Origin of the sequence: Paenibacillus sp. FSL R5-0473, assembly GCF_038004565.1 — a bacterium.
GTDB classification, from domain to species: domain Bacteria; phylum Bacillota; class Bacilli; order Paenibacillales; family Paenibacillaceae; genus Paenibacillus; species Paenibacillus amylolyticus.
Map to the genome: position 1 here is coordinate 1,049,669 of NZ_JBBORL010000001.1, position 16,392 is coordinate 1,066,060.

Consider the following 16,392-nt stretch of genomic DNA (forward strand, 5'->3'; position numbering starts at 1 on the left):
ATGCGGTGATTACACCATTCTGTTTAACCTGCTTGTATAAAGCTTGGGTTCAGGAATGGAAATCCGCATCGGTTAACCGCCGTTACAGGTCCAAAGGGAGTGGATGACGAAGCACGTTCGTCCACTAACTAGGGTGGTACCACGGGAATTCAACCTCTCGTCCCTAGCGCTGCAAACGCTACGGGATGCTGAGGTTTTTTTGTTGCAATTAAAGCTAAAGTGAATAACCTGAAGGAGGAACAATAGATGAGTGAGAATAACCAGCCGAAACACGGCTATCAGCCACAAGTCATGGAAAAAAGTTGGCAGCAATATTGGGATGCAAATAAAACGTTTAAAACGGGTGAGGACCCTGCTAAACCGAAATTTTATGCACTGGATATGTTCCCTTATCCATCCGGTTCAGGTCTGCACGTAGGTCACCCGGAAGGATATACGGCAACGGATATCGTTTCCCGTTACAAACGTATGCGCGGTTACAACGTATTGCACCCAATGGGTTGGGATGCTTTCGGTCTGCCTGCTGAGCAGCATGCACTGGATACAGGTGAACATCCACGAGATATTACATTCCGTAATATTGACAATTTCCGTCGCCAGATCAAATCGCTTGGTTTCTCCTATGACTGGGATCGTGAGATCAGCACAACGGACCCTGAATACTATAAATGGACACAATGGATCTTTATTCAGCTGTACAATAAAGGCTTGGCTTATGTGGATGAAGTTGCAGTTAACTGGTGTGAAGCCCTTGGAACGGTACTTGCTAATGAAGAGGTTATTGATGGCAAGAGTGAACGTGGTGGACATCCGGTTGTACGCAAACCGATGCGTCAATGGGTTCTGAGAATTACCGAGTATGCAGAGCGTCTGTTGGAAGACCTGGAAGAGCTGGATTGGTCTGAAAGCATCAAGGATATGCAGCGCAACTGGATCGGTAAATCAACAGGTGCGGAAGTTGTATTTGCCATTGAGGGTCGCGAGGAAGTTATCAAGGTGTTCACTACCCGTGCGGACACATTGTTCGGTGCGAGCTTTGCAGTACTTGCTCCAGAACATGAATTGGTAGAAGCAATTACAACCGATGACCAACGTGAAGCTATTCAGGCTTATCAGGAGCAGGCTTCTCGTAAGAGTGATCTGGAACGTACAGATTTGGCCAAAGACAAAACAGGTGTATTCACTGGCGCTTATGCAATCAACCCTGTTAATGGTGCAAAACTGCCGATCTGGATTGCTGATTACGTTCTTGCAGGTTACGGCACAGGTGCGGTTATGGCAGTTCCGGGTCATGATGCGCGTGACTGGGAATTTGCGAAGCAGTTCGGTCTGGATATCATCGAGGTTATTCAAGGTGGAGACGTTACACAAGAGGCATATTCGGGTGATGGCGCACATGTGAATTCCGATTTCTTGAACGGACTGAATAATGAAGAAGCGGTTGCCAAGATGATTGCTTGGTTGGAAGAGAACGGTAAAGGACAAGGGAAAGTGACCTATCGTCTGCGCGATTGGCTGTTCAGCCGTCAGCGTTACTGGGGTGAGCCAATCCCGATTCTGCATCTGGAAGACGGAACGATGAAGACAGTACCTGAGGATCAACTTCCACTGCTGCTGCCTGATATCGACCAGATCAAACCTTCGGGTACAGGAGAATCACCACTGGCGAATGTTACGGAGTGGGTGAATACGGTAGATCCGGAAACGGGAATGAAGGCACGTCGCGAGACCAATACCATGCCACAATGGGCGGGTAGCTGCTGGTATTACCTGCGCTTTATCGATCCGCGCAATGACAAGGAACTGATCTCCAAGGAGAAACAGCAGCAGTGGCTGCCAGTTGATCTGTACATTGGCGGAGCAGAGCACGCCGTACTTCACTTGCTGTACGCTCGTTTCTGGCACAAAGTGCTGTATGATCTGGGTGTTGTGGAGACCAAAGAGCCTTTCCACAAACTGGTCAACCAAGGTATGATCCTGGGTACCAATAATGAGAAAATGAGTAAATCTCGTGGTAATGTCATTAACCCGGATGAAATCGTGAATGAATTCGGTGCAGATACATTGCGTCTGTACGAGATGTTCATGGGACCATTGGAAGCGACAAAACCGTGGAATGCAAACGGGGTTGAAGGCATGCACCGCTTCCTGTCACGTGTATGGCGTCTCTTCATTAACGAAGACACAGGAGCCATCAATGACAAGATTACGGTGGACGGTGGAACGGATGAGTTCAAACGGACTGCCCACAAAACGATTAAAAAGGTTACGGAAGATCTGGAACATCTGCGCTTCAACACATCCATCAGCCAGCTGATGATTTTCATCAACGATGCATACAAAGCGGACACACTGCCTCGTGAAGCGATGGAGAAATTTGTGCAGCTGTTGTCACCACTGGCACCACATATGGCAGAGGAACTGTGGAGCCGTTTGGGTCATGAAGGTGGAATCTCTTACGTGGCTTGGCCTGAATATGATGAGTCCATGACAGTGGATGCGGAAGTAGAAATCGTTGTTCAGGTAAATGGTAAAATTGTAACTCGTGCTACAATCGCGAAGGATCTGGATGCACAGGGTATGCAGGACTTTACGATGGAGCTGGCACCTGTTAAGCAGGCGCTGGAAGGCAAGACCATTCGTAAGGTCATTGCCGTTCCAGGCAAACTCGTTAATATTGTTGCCGGTTAATCTCACCGGCTCGGAATAGTTCATCCAGCTTTAACAAATCTTCATCATATTTGTCATGTGTCGTGTGGATCAGGTTGTCGAAAACGCCGTCAAGACTAACCTTCAGCAGTGCGAGTGCCTGAGCGGTAATACCGCCAGGTACAGCGACACGAGCCTGAAGCTCTTGCGGGGTGTATCCTCCTTCGGTGAGCAGCTTGCCTGTTCCCAGGAGCATTTCGCCAGCCAGAGCGCAGGCATCTGCCCTTTTGATGCCAGTCAGCTTCACTGCACTTTCGATCCACTGTTCCAAAAAGAACGATATGAATGCAGGTCCGCAGCTGGAGAAGTCGGATGTAATTCGTGTACAGGCTTCATCCACTTGGTACGGCCTGCCTATATGACTGAGAAGACTTTCCAACACAGCGCGGTCTTCACTGGTCATTCGTTCGCCATGTATGCAGAGGGATGCTCCACTGCCGACTTGGTGTGTGACGCTGGGAATTACCTTGGAGACTTTGCAAGGAAGTGAAGATTCCAGATGTCGCAGCTGCACGGGACTGGTGATCGAGACAATTATATGATTGGGATTCACGACAGGCAGGATGTCGTCAATAACATGTTTGAATTCAAGCGGCTTCACGCACAGGAAGATGATATTACTTCGGATCACCGTTTCCCGATTGCTCTGGGATTCATGCAGACCGGGGTAACGGAGGGATAACTGACGTACTTTGGACGGGGTTCGATTGCTGGCCGCGATCTGCCGGGGCTCAAGTGCACCCGATTGGATCAGGGCATAGATTAGCAGGCTGCCCATGCTGCCGGTTCCGATAAATCCAACCTTCATTGTTTCAGGCCTCCTTTCATGCTTTACGGTACTGGCGCAGTTCATTCCCTCTATTCTATGCGTGAGGACCTGTTTCACATGACATGAAAAATGCACAACTTGTTTCATCAGGAAAGTTCAACGGTTCGGAAGCACCGCCCGTGTTCGAAATGAATGATTTTGAATTCAGGGAGAGGTGTGGAAGAATGAGATGGAACAAAGGGATGACCATTGCTGCTGCGGTGGTTGGAAGTATACTTATATTATGGTCGGGCAAAAGTGAACAACCACCTAGTGGCTGGGAACCCTTGCAGCTCGGCACCGAGAAGCCGACGATAGAGCAGGAACTCCCTGCTGTACAGTCGGCTACTTCGGTTCAGGGCAATACAGGAGTATCTTCGGGAGCGGATGCAAGTGGGATGCAGACTGGGAATGAGGCTAAGGCAGAAGAGTCTAAAGAGCTTGTGAGCGTTAGGGTTGAAGGTGATTCAGTTGTTCAAACTACAAGTCAGACGAATAATAATCCACCGGACACCTCAAATTCGATTGAACCAGTTACACAGGGGACGAATTCTGATCCTTCGGTTACCTCCGAGACGGCATCAAGCAGTAATCCACCTGTAGTTCGTGAGGAAGCTAGCGACAATGGCAAGATTGATGTGAATACCGCTCCTGTCTCCAAGCTTATCGAGCTTCCCGGAATTGGGGAGAAGAAAGCTCAAGCTATTGTGGACTATCGGAATGCACATGGTCCTTTTGCAAAAGTCAGTGATCTGACAAAGGTCAAAGGAATCGGGATGAAGATGCTGGAGAAGATGGCGCCGTATGTGCAGATCCGGTAAAATTAAAATATAAATTGTATTAAGCGGGAGGAAAGCAGCATGAGTACAGAGGTACGCAAGGACTGGGATACGTATTTTATGGACATCGCGTATATGGTTTCCACCCGTTCCCGCTGTTCGCGCCGTCATGTGGGTGCCGTTCTTGTTCAGGGAAAGAAACTGCTGGGAACAGCCTATAATGGTGCGCCCACCGGCGTCCCGGATTGTTCTGAAGCAGGTTGCATGATATCGGAAGAGTATGAGTTGGTCGTGACCGATGGGCAAGAAGAAATGGTGAAAAAGCAACGATGCATTCGCACAATTCATGCGGAGCAAAATTTGCTTTTATTCACAGATCGAATCGACCGCGAAGGCTCGTCCGTGTATGTGACCGACGAACCGTGCTGGACATGTGCCAATATGCTGGCGAATAGCGGGATTACAGAAATCGTGTTTCATCGTTCTTATCCTAAAGATACCGGCAAGGTTACCAATATGATGGAACAGAAGGGCATAACGTTCCGCAGGTTGGAGAATTACCAGCCCCCGCGGGAAACGATGATGACTGTGAGCAATTAATGTGAATATGGTCGAATATGTGAGGGAGAACCTCCGGCAAGCCTGAATTGGCTTTCCGGGGGTTTTTCTGCGTTCAACGGGTGAAATGAAGGAGGGGGAGAAATGAAAGGCAGACCGTTATTAAGTTTTACGATTTGTTGGTTGTGCGGGAGCGGGATAGCATGCGCGTTAACAGGCTGGACGTTAATCTGGGGGTTAATTGGAGCTCTGGCATGTCTGCCACTTTTGCTTCGTTTTATGGATGTACGTGGATGGTCTGTTTTATTTTTACTCGCTGCCTTTATTGGAGGTGCTGCACATTGGGAGTGGAATGACACACGCAATCATAGCAGTCTGCCGGAGACCATGCATATCGCTACTCACGAGTTGGACGGATGGTCAGCTGAAATTCAGGGTGAGCTGGTGTCAGATGTACGTATTGATGGAGATCGGGCTGACTTTAAGATTCAGATGTCTTCAATATTGCCAACATTGGATTCGTTAGCAGATACAGATCTTGTAGCATCATCTGCGTTCAAAATAGATGAACAATTGATGGTACAAGTCAGACTGTTGGAGGAAGAAGAACAACAGGTAGCAGCTGGCTGGAAGAGGGGCGATTTGATTACGCTTAATGGTTCTTTTGTCCTTCCTGGTGAAGCCAGGAACTTTGGCGGGTTTGATTATCGCAGTTACTTGCGCACCCTGCATATCCACTGGTTGTTCAAAGTGAAGGGAGCCAGTTCGGTAACAGCAGTTGCTCCTGAGGGACTTGGACAATATAACATACTAAGGTGGACGGATTGGACGAGGCATAAGTTGGGCTCGGCGGTTGAGCAGTTATTTGCAGAGCCTCATGCAGGATATATGAAGGGGCTTATTATCGGGATGGCTACTGATATCGATCCTGGAACCTATGGTCATTTTTCACAACTGGGTCTAACGCATATCCTGGCAATCTCCGGAACTCATGTCGCTGTATATGTTGCGTCGTTGCTTCTCATTCTATCTTGGCTAAGGCTTACCAGAGAGACGGCACTCACGATTGTTCTGATCCTGGTGCCAGCTTATGTACTGTTATCCGGAGGTTCACCTTCAGTGATTCGGGCAGGAATTATGTCCATGATTGGGTTGTATATGGCACGTCGTGGTCTCGCCAGAGACGGTCTTCAGATGATCAGTGCAGCAGCGTTGCTGATGATGTGGTGGGACCCGTACTTTTTGCTAAGCGTGAGCTTCCAGTTATCCTTTCTAGTGACCGCAGGTTTGATGATCTACATGCCATTAATTAACCGGCTGTTCAGCGGCTGGCCGAAATCTCTGGCTGCAACGGCATCCGTTACCGTGACCGCTCAGCTGATTTCGTTCCCAGTAACCATTTTGTATTTCAACCAGTTCTCACTACTCTCATTTGTAGCTAACTTTCTGCTGGTTTCTTTGATCAGTGCGATTGTATTACCTCTGGGGACGGTCGCCATGTTATTGTCATTCATATGGGTTCCCTTGGCGAAACCTCTCGCATGGATTGCGATGCAACTGAATCAACTGACGTTTGTAAGCGTGGAGTGGATGAACAGCCTGCCAGGTTTTGTGTTGATCTGGGCAACACCCCCCTTGTTATGGATTTCCGCATATTATGCTGTGTTGTATGCCTTACTCTACCTGTTGCATCGTGGCAATGGTGAGCAGCGAGAAACAACGTTTATTGAGGAAGAGACGGCACCTCTTGTGAGGCGACAACCTTCAGTTTCAATGGCGAATATGGGCATTCGCTCTTCGATGTCTACCGTGTTACAGGATCAAGGTAAGAACCGCCGCGTAGATGGAAAAGAATCTTCATTAACGACATTAGGAGCCAGTATTGCCTGGCCGGAGTATACAAGTGCATTTACCGCACGAGGTGCAGGTTATTATTCAAGTGAACGAATGAGTAAAACTCAGCAATGGTTGTGCGGGTTGCTCGCTATCAGCTTTATTGCTGGATTATGGTGGGCATATCAGACTCCCAAGCCTGCTGGAACCGGCATCGTGCAGTTTTTGGATATTGGACAAGGGGACAGCACATTGATTACAACCCCGGAAGGCAAACACATTCTGGTGGATGGCGGGGGAACGGTTAGTTTTGGGAACACCGAACAATCGTGGAAAACAAGACGTGATCCGTATGAGGTGGGAGCCAAGGTCGTTGTTCCTCTATTGAAAAAAAGAGGTATCCATCAACTGGACGCTGTAATTGTAACGCATGCCGATCAGGATCATGCCGGAGGACTACAGGCTGTGCTGGAACAGATTCCGGTTAAACGTTTCATGTTTAATGGAACGACCAGCGGTAAGGATAACTTTGATAAGTTACTGAATACAGCCATGGAACGGAAAATCCCTCTATACGCCATTCGGCAGGGTATGTCCTATAAGGCTGATAAGGAGACAATTTTACATTTTATAGCTCCGGATCTGGCACATATGGATGTAATTGAATCAGGCAATTTGCCTGTATCTGAACACCAGAATCATGATTCGGTTGTCTTTTTGCTGGAAATGGCCGGGGCTTCCATGTTGTTCACCGGAGATATGGATGCAGCAGCCGAGCAGGACCTGCTCTATATGATTCAGGATGGCTCGTTGGCTGCCCAGTTTGAACAGAAAGGTGCAGATATTGGAGTTACAGAGGGAGTTGTTCAAAGGATACTTACACGCCCGTTGCAGGTTGATTCAAAAGATGCTTCAGCGGCGGCGTCTGTATCCATTGACGTTCTAAAGGTCGCTCATCATGGTAGTAAAACGTCGTCCACTGAAGCCTGGCTCCAATACTGGAACGCCAAAACCGCTGTGATATCTGCAGGAGTTAACAATACATATGGGCATCCCAATCCGGGAGTGATGGAACGTCTGGAGGCTACCGGGTCAGATATTTATCGGACAGATCAGATGGGAGAGGTTCAGATGAGGGTGAAAGATGGGAAGATTGATATCCGGTACAAGTTGTTTGGAGTTGAGTGAAGGCAGGCAATCTATTTATCGGTATGAAGATGAGTGAAGAAAACTCCGATTTAATACCAACTGGAAGGTTAAAAAGACAAGAGAACATACAATAATGTGGATAGTTTGAGCAGAAAAAGTACTGAAGTTACGTGTAAATATCGAGTAGATGATCCCACCTATGAAGCCTAATAGACCATATGCAACGATTGCAACGAGCAATCTTTTATACGTACTATCTTTTTTTCTGTATAAAAGTAATCCATCCACCAATATAGAAAGTGGCGTAAGTAAGAAAAGTAAAATAGCGAGGTTAATCAATAATCCAACCGCAAATTTATAGCCGAATGAATAATAGTAAGTATTCTCTAATCTTTCATCTATAGGGACATAGTGATATATCCCCATTGCAAGTGAAATGAGAACTGCAGTTAATACAGCTGCAACTATTTTTCCGCGCGGCCTATTGATTCTATGGGTGTTTGTCATTATGAGCATTAACCTCCATCTTGAATAACTATATTCAACAACTGATAGACTTAGGGAGTTATTATATTTTAGCATACACAGGCTGAGAAAGATGAGTGAGGGACATTGAGAAAGTAGTATTTGGTTAACCAATAACAGAAAAAAGTCGTTCCGCTGCGAACGACTTTTTTTTGAATTTCATGATAATAACACATTTCAATCGTTATGCGTTATGAGGATAGTTTGGTTGTCAGTTAGTATAGTTGACTAGGGAGGAACGACTCTCACTCTTTTGCTTTTGAGATACTAATCGGCAAGCTAATTATAGTTGCGCTGAACAAGTTGAGTATGTGATCAATTTGATCCCAACTTTTATGCCCTATTATCATATTAAATGCAATGAATAAAGCACTACTGAGAAGAAAGAATCCCATGAAGTATTTGAAAAAGATTTTTAGATTCATTTAATCACCCTATATTCAATTGAAATTTTGTTGCGGTTGTACGTTTATATGCCATTTTAGATTATTGAATAGAAGTATTTGTATGTTATTCGTTAATTTCGTGTAAAAATATGGTTGTAGTTGCGGTTTTTATTAGTGTTAAGTAATTTTATTGCAGGATTATGGTTATTTTTACCGAATATTAGTTAGGCCCGCCTTGAAGAAGGGCTAGAGATACCAAAGTGACCATATCAGATATCAAAATTGAGAAGGTTAAATACGGTGATCGAAGTTACTCTATTATCTTCCGTAATGCAAAAGGAAAAACCGTTTCTGCCTACGCAGGAGGTGCACCTTCCAGTGTGACGGAGATGCTTGCCGATTCCAACCAATTCTTCTCTTCTGATCCGTATAAGAAATACAATTGGTCCAAGTCCACTTGGAATAAAATCATTGCTGGAGAAGTAGCTTAGGAATGAACATAACTCAGGTGCGCCTTGCTTGGGGAGATCCATCGAGCATTACGTATGAAACGAGTTCAAAAGGCAAAATCGAGGTTTGGGTGTATGCCAGCTCCGCAGGCATAAGAGCTTTAGGGTTTCTCAATGGCAAACTGATGGCGATTTACTGATAAATATACCAATTAATCACTTCAATTGATTGCAAGTTACAGCACAGCAAAAAAAAAGCCCGCTTTCCGTTACACTCCAGGAGGGAGAATATCGGAAAACGGGCCATTTTTTCAAAGTGTAGAAGAAATATAAGAACTACTCCACGCCATCCTTAAAGTGTTTGTTCCAATGTTTGTCACCCTTGTGCAACAGATCTTCTACCGTTTTCTCAAGAGTCATCAACAGCTGTGCTCTGACATCAAGTACGGTTTCTCTGTACAAGCGTTCTTCCGATCCAACGATTTTATCGCCGTACAATGCCTGTGCAGCTACGTACTTCCGATGTTCCTCTACCAGAGTATCAATGGAGTCCAATGCATGTTCCACAAAGTGGGAAATACTTTGGTATTCTTTGGGCATTTGTTCTTTTAAAGCTTGAATTTTCGCAAGAGCTGGCATGCTCATCACCTCGTGTTTATGAATGTAAATTTACAATACACTATTTTCATGAAAATTGCATTAAAATCAGCTTAAATTTGGACAAATTTCGACTTTTTTTATTTTAGGAACCAAAAAAGTGCTTATCTATAATGTATGCCATTGCATTTGAATTGAGTCGTGTAAGTAATGGAATCCCTTTTGGATACGTTTGGTGACTCGTTATGCAATTTCTGTTATTCTAAGAGAAGATTTCAGCGGCCCTAATACATACGCCGTTATTTTGTTATGGCAAATTAAAAAAATACTTAACTTTGCAACAATTTTATTGATGATCACGTCTGTAAGGTTGCAGGGAGAGGGGGATCCTTTGTGGTAGAGCCGGAACTCATCAGAGCCGCTCAATCGGGCGATCGCGACGCTCTAATTACCCTATTGCGGGAGATTGAACAACATGTCTATCGGACCGCATATTACATTCTAAATAATGAACAGGACGCTTTGGATGCTGCTCAGGAAGCGTTGATCCGAATTTACACCAAAATCAATTCATACGAAGAAAAGGCCCAATTCAAAACATGGGTACAACGCATCGTCACGAACATCTGTATTGATAAATTCAGAAGAACCAAACCGTCCGTCTCCATTGACGAACATGACATGGTTTTTCAGGATAATCAGGATGTGGAGTACGAGGTCATGTCTACATATGTGGCCCAGGACATTCAGGATGCGATCAACAAGCTTCCCGAGCATCATCGTACCGTTATTGTTCTAAGATATTTGCAGGACTTATCCTACAATGAAATTGCGGATTGTCTCGATCTTCCGTTGAATACGGTGAAATCTTATTTATTTAGAGCCAGACAGCAGTTACAGAATCTACTACAGGAATATCAGAAAGGTGGTGTGACAGGATGAAATGCGAAGAGGTGGTGGAATGGATGCACCGCTATCTGGATCATGATCTGGGCGAGGCGGAAACCGCGCAGATGCTACAGCATGTGGCAAAGTGTCCGGAGTGCGCCGAGAATTTTAGTTTACTCAGAGCTCTTTCCAGAGAACTGGAAGAATTACCGCAAGTAAGCCCGAAATTTAGTCTGGTTGATGCGATTATGCCACAGCTTGATGCCATTGACGAAGCTCGGAGGGAACAAAGTAGCACCATACAGGAAATGAATCCTGTCCCCGCTACATTTGAAAATTTACAACGTTCAAGTGAGCGGAAAACAAAGCAAAAATGGCTTAACTCGATGGCAGGACGTATGTCCATGGGTGCAGCGGCTGCGGCAGTTATATTGGGATTTGCCATCTGGGGAAATCCGCCTGAACAGATTGAGAATGCCGATTCCATGCTGATGAGCTCTGGAGCTTCTCAAGAGAGCGGCAATGTGGACGAGAATCCACTAAGCAAGAATATTGAAAATTATGATCCTGCCACTTCGTCCCAACCAAGCAGCAACGATGTGTTTGTGGGTCAATCGAATGATTCACCAACTAAACCAGATAACCAAGGCGTAGAAACAATGCCTGAAGAGAACGGTGGAGATGAGGTACAGGAGCCTGAAGTTCAGTCAGATCCGACACCTCAACAACCGGCTACTGAATCAACGCCTGCTCCGAATAAAGGACCGCAGGATAATTCGTCCAGAACTCCTTCGACCGATAATCAGAAGAATCCGGCTCAAAACCAAGATTCTGAGCAGAGAATTCAGGGATCAGGAGATTCTCCTAAATCTTCTGCAGATGGGGAAGAGAGTGGAGTAACAGAAACAGAAAATGGAGATGCGCAATCCTTCACTTCTCAGGATACAACACCTAATATGACTGAAGATGTTCCGGTTGAAGGTAACACTGTACTTGATTCCAGTGCAGGTGCAGACGCTTCTGGAGGAAACAAAGGAGTCGCAGCAGGACCGGATCAGGGAATGGCTACAACAGTAGCACCAAAAGAATGGAAGTCACCTGACGGTTCCTATGTAGTTATGCTTATTGGTGATCAAATCAGCATATACTCCAAACCTGTGAGCGAACCGGATGTTCTAAATTTGGTTGAACAACGCAGCATAGAGGGGACACTGAAGTCAGCGAGTTGGTCGAAGGATGGTACCCTTTTTAATTACGAAACGGACAAGGACGGAACAACGGCGAAGAACTCGTTTAATGTACCTGCTGTTTCAGGTGGAGCTCCTGCGAAATAATTAAAAATGGGGAGTACGCTCCTCTAAACGAAAGAACATTTTCAGTATGACAAGCATATAGTGGAAGTAACAAAACGTCCTATCTCAGTTCAAACAACTGACGTCGTATGACCGCGCACCGGCTTTTTCTAGAACTGCTGGTGTCAGCGTTTATATAGATGTAGGACAGGGGACCTTCATCCATAACTGGATGTAAGGTCCCTTTGTTGTCTTGCGTTTTTTCTGGTAGGATAAGAGGGATAAGGAGGCGCCGTGAATGGATGTAAAAAGTGCAACAAAGGCAATACGTAATGGAGAAACGGCACCGATCTATGTGCTGTACGGAACGGAGAAGTACCAGATACAGCAATTTACGGATATGTTAAAAGAACAGGTTATTGAAGAAGAACATCGTGATTTTGCGATTATTCCATATGATTTGTCTGAAACGGCTGTGGAGGTCGTTATTGAAGAAGCAGAGACTGTACCTTTTCTGGTTCCACGCAAATTAATTATTGTAAGGGATGCGAGCCTGTTCACCGCAGGTAAAGAATCCAAGATTGAACATCAGGTTGATCGTCTGCTTACATATATGGAAAATCCGGCAGATTACAGTACGATTGTTTTCCTGGCCCAAGGGGATAAGCTTGATGAGCGTAAGAAACTGGTGAAAGCTGTCAAGAAACAGGCAGTAGTTCTTGCTTTTGCTCCACTCAGTGGAGAAGAGCTGTTGAATTGGATAGTGAAACTTGCGAAGCAGCGGGATGTTTCCTTGGAGACGGGAGCGGCGGAAACGTTGATCAGCTATGCAGGAACAGGTCTTCAGACCCTGTCTGCTGAAGTAGATAAGTTATGTTTGTTTGCGGGTAATGGGGGGACAATCAAACGTGCTGATATCGAGTCACTGGTTGCCCGTAGTACAGAGCAGAATGTATTCTCGCTGGTGGAAGAACTCGCTAATTTGCGACTGGAGAAAGCGTTGGCTCTTTTCTATGAGTTGCTGAAGCAGCGGGAAGAACCGATTAAAATTGCGGCTTTAATCGCACGCCAGTTTCGGATCATGATCCAGGTGAAAGAGTTGGGACAACAAAGTTACTCCCAGCAGCAGATTGCCAGTCAGCTTGGTTTGCATCCGTATGCTGTTAAGATTGCGGGTGAACAAGCTCGGAAATTTCAGCCGGAACGTCTGAGAATGATTTTGAGTCACCTCAGCGAACTGGATTACCAGATGAAAACAGGAGCGGTGGATAAAGTGCTTGGTCTGGAGCTGTTCTTATTGAGACTTGGTGCATGAATGGATAAGTAAACGTAATAGATTACTAGTGTGAGAAACAAACAAAGAGACCTTTGCTCCATGATCGTTAAATCATCGGAATAAAGGTCGCTTTATCTTTGTCTTATACTTATCGAATCAGATACTAAAAAATCCTGAAAGCCTATGCTGTTCAGGATTTTTCCATTGGATCGTATAAGTAACGCTTCTTACGCTTGTGCGGAAAGAGCGTTCAGTTTTTTCGCCAAGCGAGACTTTTTGCGTGCTGCAGCATTTTTATGAACCAGACCTTTAGTTACAGCCTTGTCCAGCTTTTTGGAAGCAGCTTGAATCGCAGCTTTTGCAGTATCAACTTCGTTACTTACCAGAGCAGCATCAGCAGCTTTAACAGCTGTACGGAGTGCAGACTTCTGAGAAGCGTTGAGTGCGCGGCGCTTGTCGCTCGTTTTTACGCGTTTAACAGCGGATTTGATGTTTGGCATTACATTCACCTCCTGTAAGGCATTTGCATGAATACAAACGTTTCACAACTTAAAATATTCTATCACGCTAGCATGTAAAATGCAACAGATATTCCTACGATGTTCGACATGCTGTATAAAGAAACCCTTTTTCCCACACAATATGCTCAAATGCGGTAAGGGAGGCAGGGACAGAATGACACTGGATTTGCAAAACTATACAGTTCGTACCGATTTGGCGATTGACTCCAAGGAAATGGCGCAAGGTGGACAGAAACAGACGATTCCCGGACTACAGGAAGATGTAGAGAAAAAAGAGGGCATTACAATTACACGTATTGATGTCCTGACTGAAGAAGCAGCCACGGCTATTGGTCGGGTGAAAGGTCACTATGTCACCTTGGAAGTACCTTCACTACGGAATGGTGATACCGAGTTACAGGAGCGAGTTGCTGCCGAGTTCACACGTGAAATGGAAGATTTTATGGTTAAGGCCGGAATTAACAAAACCTCCAAGGTTTTGATTGTTGGCTTGGGCAACTTAAATGTCACCCCGGATTCACTTGGTCCACTTGTTGTGGAAAATCTGATGGTGACGCGTCAGTATTTCGAATTGGTGCCAGATCAGGTTGCGCCAGGGTATCGGGAAGTCAGCGCGATTGCTCCCGGCGTGTTAGGTACAACGGGCATTGAATCCAGTGACATCGTACAGGGGATTGTAGACCGGACCAAGCCGGATGCCATTATTGCGATTGATGCCCTGGCCTCCCGTTCCTTGGAACGTGTAAATACAACGATTCAGGTAGCGGACATTGGTATTCATCCGGGGTCCGGTATTGGGAACAAACGGCGTGGCCTGACCCGTGAGATATTAGGTGTGCCTTGCATCGCCATCGGAGTACCAACCGTATGTTATGCGTCCACCATTGTGAACAATGTGATTGAGATGATGCGCTCACACTTCCGCCAGGAAACGGATCAGACCAAACAGATCATGGGTATGCTGGACGACATCGGTGAACAAGATCGCTTGAGTCTGGTGAAAGAGGTACTGGAGCCACTAGGTCATGACCTCATTGTTACCCCGAAGGAAATTGATGAGTTTATTGAGGGAATTGCCAATGTTATCGCTACAGGACTTAACGCCGCACTCCATGATGCAGTAAATCCGGATAACGTAGCCGCTTATACACATTAAAACTTAAAACTGCTGAGAAGAAGGTCCGAATCTATCGGACTTTCTTTTTTTTGTTTCTTGAATCTTTCATTTTCCTGTTCTAGCAAATTGGGCGGGCTCATAGAGTTGAAGTATAAGAGTTGTCCAGCAGGGAAGGAGACAGCAGAATGAACAAGATATTGGCCTGGAATATTGGAAAGTGGAAAAAAAGATGTCTGCACGTGCTGGCCATGGGCCGTACGTTGTTGTTGCTTATGATCATATCTGCCTTGTTTTTTGTCGTACTGGGTCTGGGGGGGATGGCAGAGAAACGCTTGAATAATTCACCCGTTTCTTCCATGAAAGGATTTGCGAGTGCCGTATCAAGCCGCTTTTTCGTCGATATGCTCGGTATGGAGATGCCCCATCTCACCCAGAAGGAACAGACTTCTGCTATATCCGGTGAGAATCTCACCTCATTTGTTTTCCAATTACTAACGAATGTAAATCCTCAAGATCCGAAAAGCTTGATTGCGAGAGAAATGCCGGGCATGGGTTCCAACCAACCTGTTCTGCTCCGTCCTGGATCTGGTAACGAAAAAGCCGAGGCTCCCGAAGATTATCAGCCCGGTCCCGGTCTTACGGACACGGCTTCCGCAGGTGGAGGAAAACCCGGTAGTGAGCTGCATGTTCCACCAGGTCAGGACAATACGGATCCACCTGAGTCTAGTGAGCCTGGAGATGGAGAAGGTAAAGAAGATCCCCCAGCGAAGAATGGTGAGAAAGACAATTCAGGCTCACCTACAACAGGCAAAAAGTCAATTCTTATCTATCATTCCCATCCACGGGAAGGCTACAATCCACTGCTAGGTACGAAAAGTGATAATCCATCATCAGGCAAATCAACAGGCAATGTGTTTCAAGTGGGAACCTACCTCTCAGACAGTCTGGAGAAGCTGGGAATCGGCGTAGAACACGCCAAGGATGATTACCCCACTAAAGTTAAGGACTATAGCTGGAACTATTCTTATAAATACTCCCGTCAAACGGTAAAAGCGGCACTCGCTCAAAATGATGATCTGACATATCTCATAGACATTCATCGCGATTCACAGCGTCATGGCAAAACAACAACCACTATTAATGACTTGGGCTACGCCAAAGTGTATTTCATTATTGGACATGAAAATCCAAATTGGCGGCAAAATGAAGCCTTTGCAGCGAAAATTCATAAGAAACTGGAAGCCAAGTATCCTGGGGTATCCCGTGGTGTGTGGGGCAAAGATGGGGGAGGAGCCAACAATGGAGAGTATAACCAAACCCTTTCACCCAACAGCATTTTGATCGAGATTGGCGGCATCGACAACACAGGAGCTGAGCTCCAACGGACATCGAAGATTCTAGCAGACATGATTGCCCAAGTGTATTGGGAAGATCAGAAGGTGGACAAAGCCAGTGCAGAAACGTCATCACAGGGTGGATAGGGACTATATATGGTATGAAGCACA

At 45.8% G+C, this 16,392-nt stretch carries 14 protein-coding genes and 1 other annotated feature (1 of these 15 running past the window's edge); of the genes, 11 read left to right on the forward strand and 3 right to left on the reverse strand.

Features of this window, described 5'->3' with window-relative positions; genetic code table 11:
- Positions 1 to 168 (forward strand) — a binding site (T-box leader) (it extends 102 nt beyond the left edge of the window).
- 78 nt (positions 169 to 246) lie between these two features.
- Positions 247 to 2,691, forward strand: coding sequence for a leucine--tRNA ligase (gene leuS, locus MKY28_RS04525; RefSeq protein ID WP_036668549.1), 2,445 nt, complete (start codon positions 247 to 249; stop codon positions 2,689 to 2,691).
- On the opposite strand, the gene comER is transcribed toward leuS, so the two are convergent.
- Positions 2,672 to 3,517: a late competence protein ComER gene (comER, locus tag MKY28_RS04530; protein WP_036668550.1), complete on the reverse strand. Its 846-nt coding sequence runs from the start codon at positions 3,515 to 3,517 to the stop codon at positions 2,672 to 2,674. The genes leuS and comER overlap by 20 nt on opposite strands.
- Before the next feature lie 185 nt (positions 3,518 to 3,702).
- On the opposite strand from comER, the gene MKY28_RS04535 reads away from it, so the two are divergent.
- The 5 genes from MKY28_RS04535 to MKY28_RS04555 all read left to right on the forward strand — a co-directional run bounded on the left by MKY28_RS04535 (position 3,703) and on the right by MKY28_RS04555 (position 9,396).
- The gene (locus MKY28_RS04535) at positions 3,703 to 4,338 is read left to right on the forward strand and encodes a ComEA family DNA-binding protein (protein ID WP_165789847.1); all 636 of its coding nucleotides are present in this window, start codon (positions 3,703 to 3,705) and stop codon (positions 4,336 to 4,338) included.
- A gap of 39 nt (positions 4,339 to 4,377) precedes the next feature.
- A complete protein-coding gene (locus MKY28_RS04540; protein WP_017687196.1) occupies positions 4,378 to 4,896 on the forward strand; it encodes a deoxycytidylate deaminase in 519 nt (172 codons plus the stop codon).
- A 102-nt stretch (positions 4,897 to 4,998) separates the two neighbouring features.
- Positions 4,999 to 7,875, forward strand: a complete 2,877-nt coding sequence (locus MKY28_RS04545; protein WP_340935146.1) for a ComEC/Rec2 family competence protein — start codon at positions 4,999 to 5,001, stop codon at positions 7,873 to 7,875.
- Between the two features lie 1,132 nt (positions 7,876 to 9,007).
- Entirely contained in the window at positions 9,008 to 9,238 is a 231-nt protein-coding gene (locus MKY28_RS04550; RefSeq protein ID WP_340935148.1) for a hypothetical protein, read from the forward strand.
- A gap of 2 nt (positions 9,239 to 9,240) precedes the next feature.
- Entirely contained in the window at positions 9,241 to 9,396 is a 156-nt protein-coding gene (locus MKY28_RS04555; RefSeq protein ID WP_307416693.1) for a hypothetical protein, read from the forward strand.
- Between the two features lie 136 nt (positions 9,397 to 9,532).
- Here MKY28_RS04555 and MKY28_RS04560 read toward each other — a convergent pair whose 3' ends face one another.
- Positions 9,533 to 9,835, reverse strand: a complete 303-nt coding sequence (locus MKY28_RS04560; protein WP_076211684.1) for a hypothetical protein — start codon at positions 9,833 to 9,835, stop codon at positions 9,533 to 9,535.
- Between the two features lie 351 nt (positions 9,836 to 10,186).
- On the opposite strand from MKY28_RS04560, the gene MKY28_RS04565 reads away from it, so the two are divergent.
- The 3 genes from MKY28_RS04565 (at position 10,187) to holA (ending at position 13,288) form a co-directional block, all read left to right on the forward strand.
- Entirely contained in the window at positions 10,187 to 10,735 is a 549-nt protein-coding gene (locus MKY28_RS04565; protein ID WP_017687205.1) for an RNA polymerase sigma factor, read from the forward strand.
- Positions 10,732 to 12,015 carry a zf-HC2 domain-containing protein gene (locus tag MKY28_RS04570; RefSeq protein ID WP_340935153.1) on the forward strand — a complete coding sequence of 428 codons (1,284 nt, stop codon included), beginning with the start codon at positions 10,732 to 10,734 and terminating at the stop codon, positions 12,013 to 12,015. The genes MKY28_RS04565 and MKY28_RS04570 overlap by 4 nt, the downstream gene beginning before the upstream one ends.
- Positions 12,016 to 12,271: 256 nt before the next feature.
- Positions 12,272 to 13,288 carry a DNA polymerase III subunit delta gene (gene holA / locus MKY28_RS04575; protein WP_036668560.1) on the forward strand — a complete coding sequence of 339 codons (1,017 nt, stop codon included), beginning with the start codon at positions 12,272 to 12,274 and terminating at the stop codon, positions 13,286 to 13,288.
- 188 nt (positions 13,289 to 13,476) lie between these two features.
- On the opposite strand, the gene rpsT is transcribed toward holA, so the two are convergent.
- A complete protein-coding gene (rpsT, locus tag MKY28_RS04580; protein WP_024628504.1) occupies positions 13,477 to 13,749 on the reverse strand; it encodes a 30S ribosomal protein S20 in 273 nt (90 codons plus the stop codon).
- Between the two features lie 175 nt (positions 13,750 to 13,924).
- Between rpsT and gpr the strand changes: the two genes are divergently transcribed.
- Together gpr and MKY28_RS04590 are read left to right on the forward strand one after the other, a co-directional pair.
- A complete protein-coding gene (gene gpr, locus MKY28_RS04585) occupies positions 13,925 to 14,926 on the forward strand; it encodes a GPR endopeptidase (RefSeq protein WP_036615103.1) in 1,002 nt (333 codons plus the stop codon).
- Between the two features lie 146 nt (positions 14,927 to 15,072).
- Entirely contained in the window at positions 15,073 to 16,368 is a 1,296-nt protein-coding gene (locus tag MKY28_RS04590; RefSeq protein ID WP_340935155.1) for a stage II sporulation protein P, read from the forward strand.
- Positions 16,369 to 16,392 lie beyond the last annotated feature (24 nt).

Coding starts and splice junctions, on each gene's coding strand:
- leuS (WP_036668549.1), top strand. CDS start 247: ATGAGTGAGAATAACCAGCCGAAACACGGCTATCAGCCACAAGTCATG.
- comER (WP_036668550.1), bottom strand. CDS start 3,517: ATGAAGGTTGGATTTATCGGAACCGGCAGCATGGGCAGCCTGCTAATC.
- MKY28_RS04535 (WP_165789847.1), top strand. CDS start 3,703: ATGAGATGGAACAAAGGGATGACCATTGCTGCTGCGGTGGTTGGAAGT.
- MKY28_RS04540 (WP_017687196.1), top strand. CDS start 4,378: ATGAGTACAGAGGTACGCAAGGACTGGGATACGTATTTTATGGACATC.
- MKY28_RS04545 (WP_340935146.1), top strand. CDS start 4,999: ATGAAAGGCAGACCGTTATTAAGTTTTACGATTTGTTGGTTGTGCGGG.
- MKY28_RS04555 (WP_307416693.1), top strand. CDS start 9,241: ATGAACATAACTCAGGTGCGCCTTGCTTGGGGAGATCCATCGAGCATT.
- MKY28_RS04560 (WP_076211684.1), bottom strand. CDS start 9,835: ATGCCAGCTCTTGCGAAAATTCAAGCTTTAAAAGAACAAATGCCCAAA.
- MKY28_RS04570 (WP_340935153.1), top strand. CDS start 10,732: ATGAAATGCGAAGAGGTGGTGGAATGGATGCACCGCTATCTGGATCAT.
- holA (WP_036668560.1), top strand. CDS start 12,272: ATGGATGTAAAAAGTGCAACAAAGGCAATACGTAATGGAGAAACGGCA.
- rpsT (WP_024628504.1), bottom strand. CDS start 13,749: ATGCCAAACATCAAATCCGCTGTTAAACGCGTAAAAACGAGCGACAAG.
- gpr (WP_036615103.1), top strand. CDS start 13,925: ATGACACTGGATTTGCAAAACTATACAGTTCGTACCGATTTGGCGATT.
- MKY28_RS04590 (WP_340935155.1), top strand. CDS start 15,073: ATGAACAAGATATTGGCCTGGAATATTGGAAAGTGGAAAAAAAGATGT.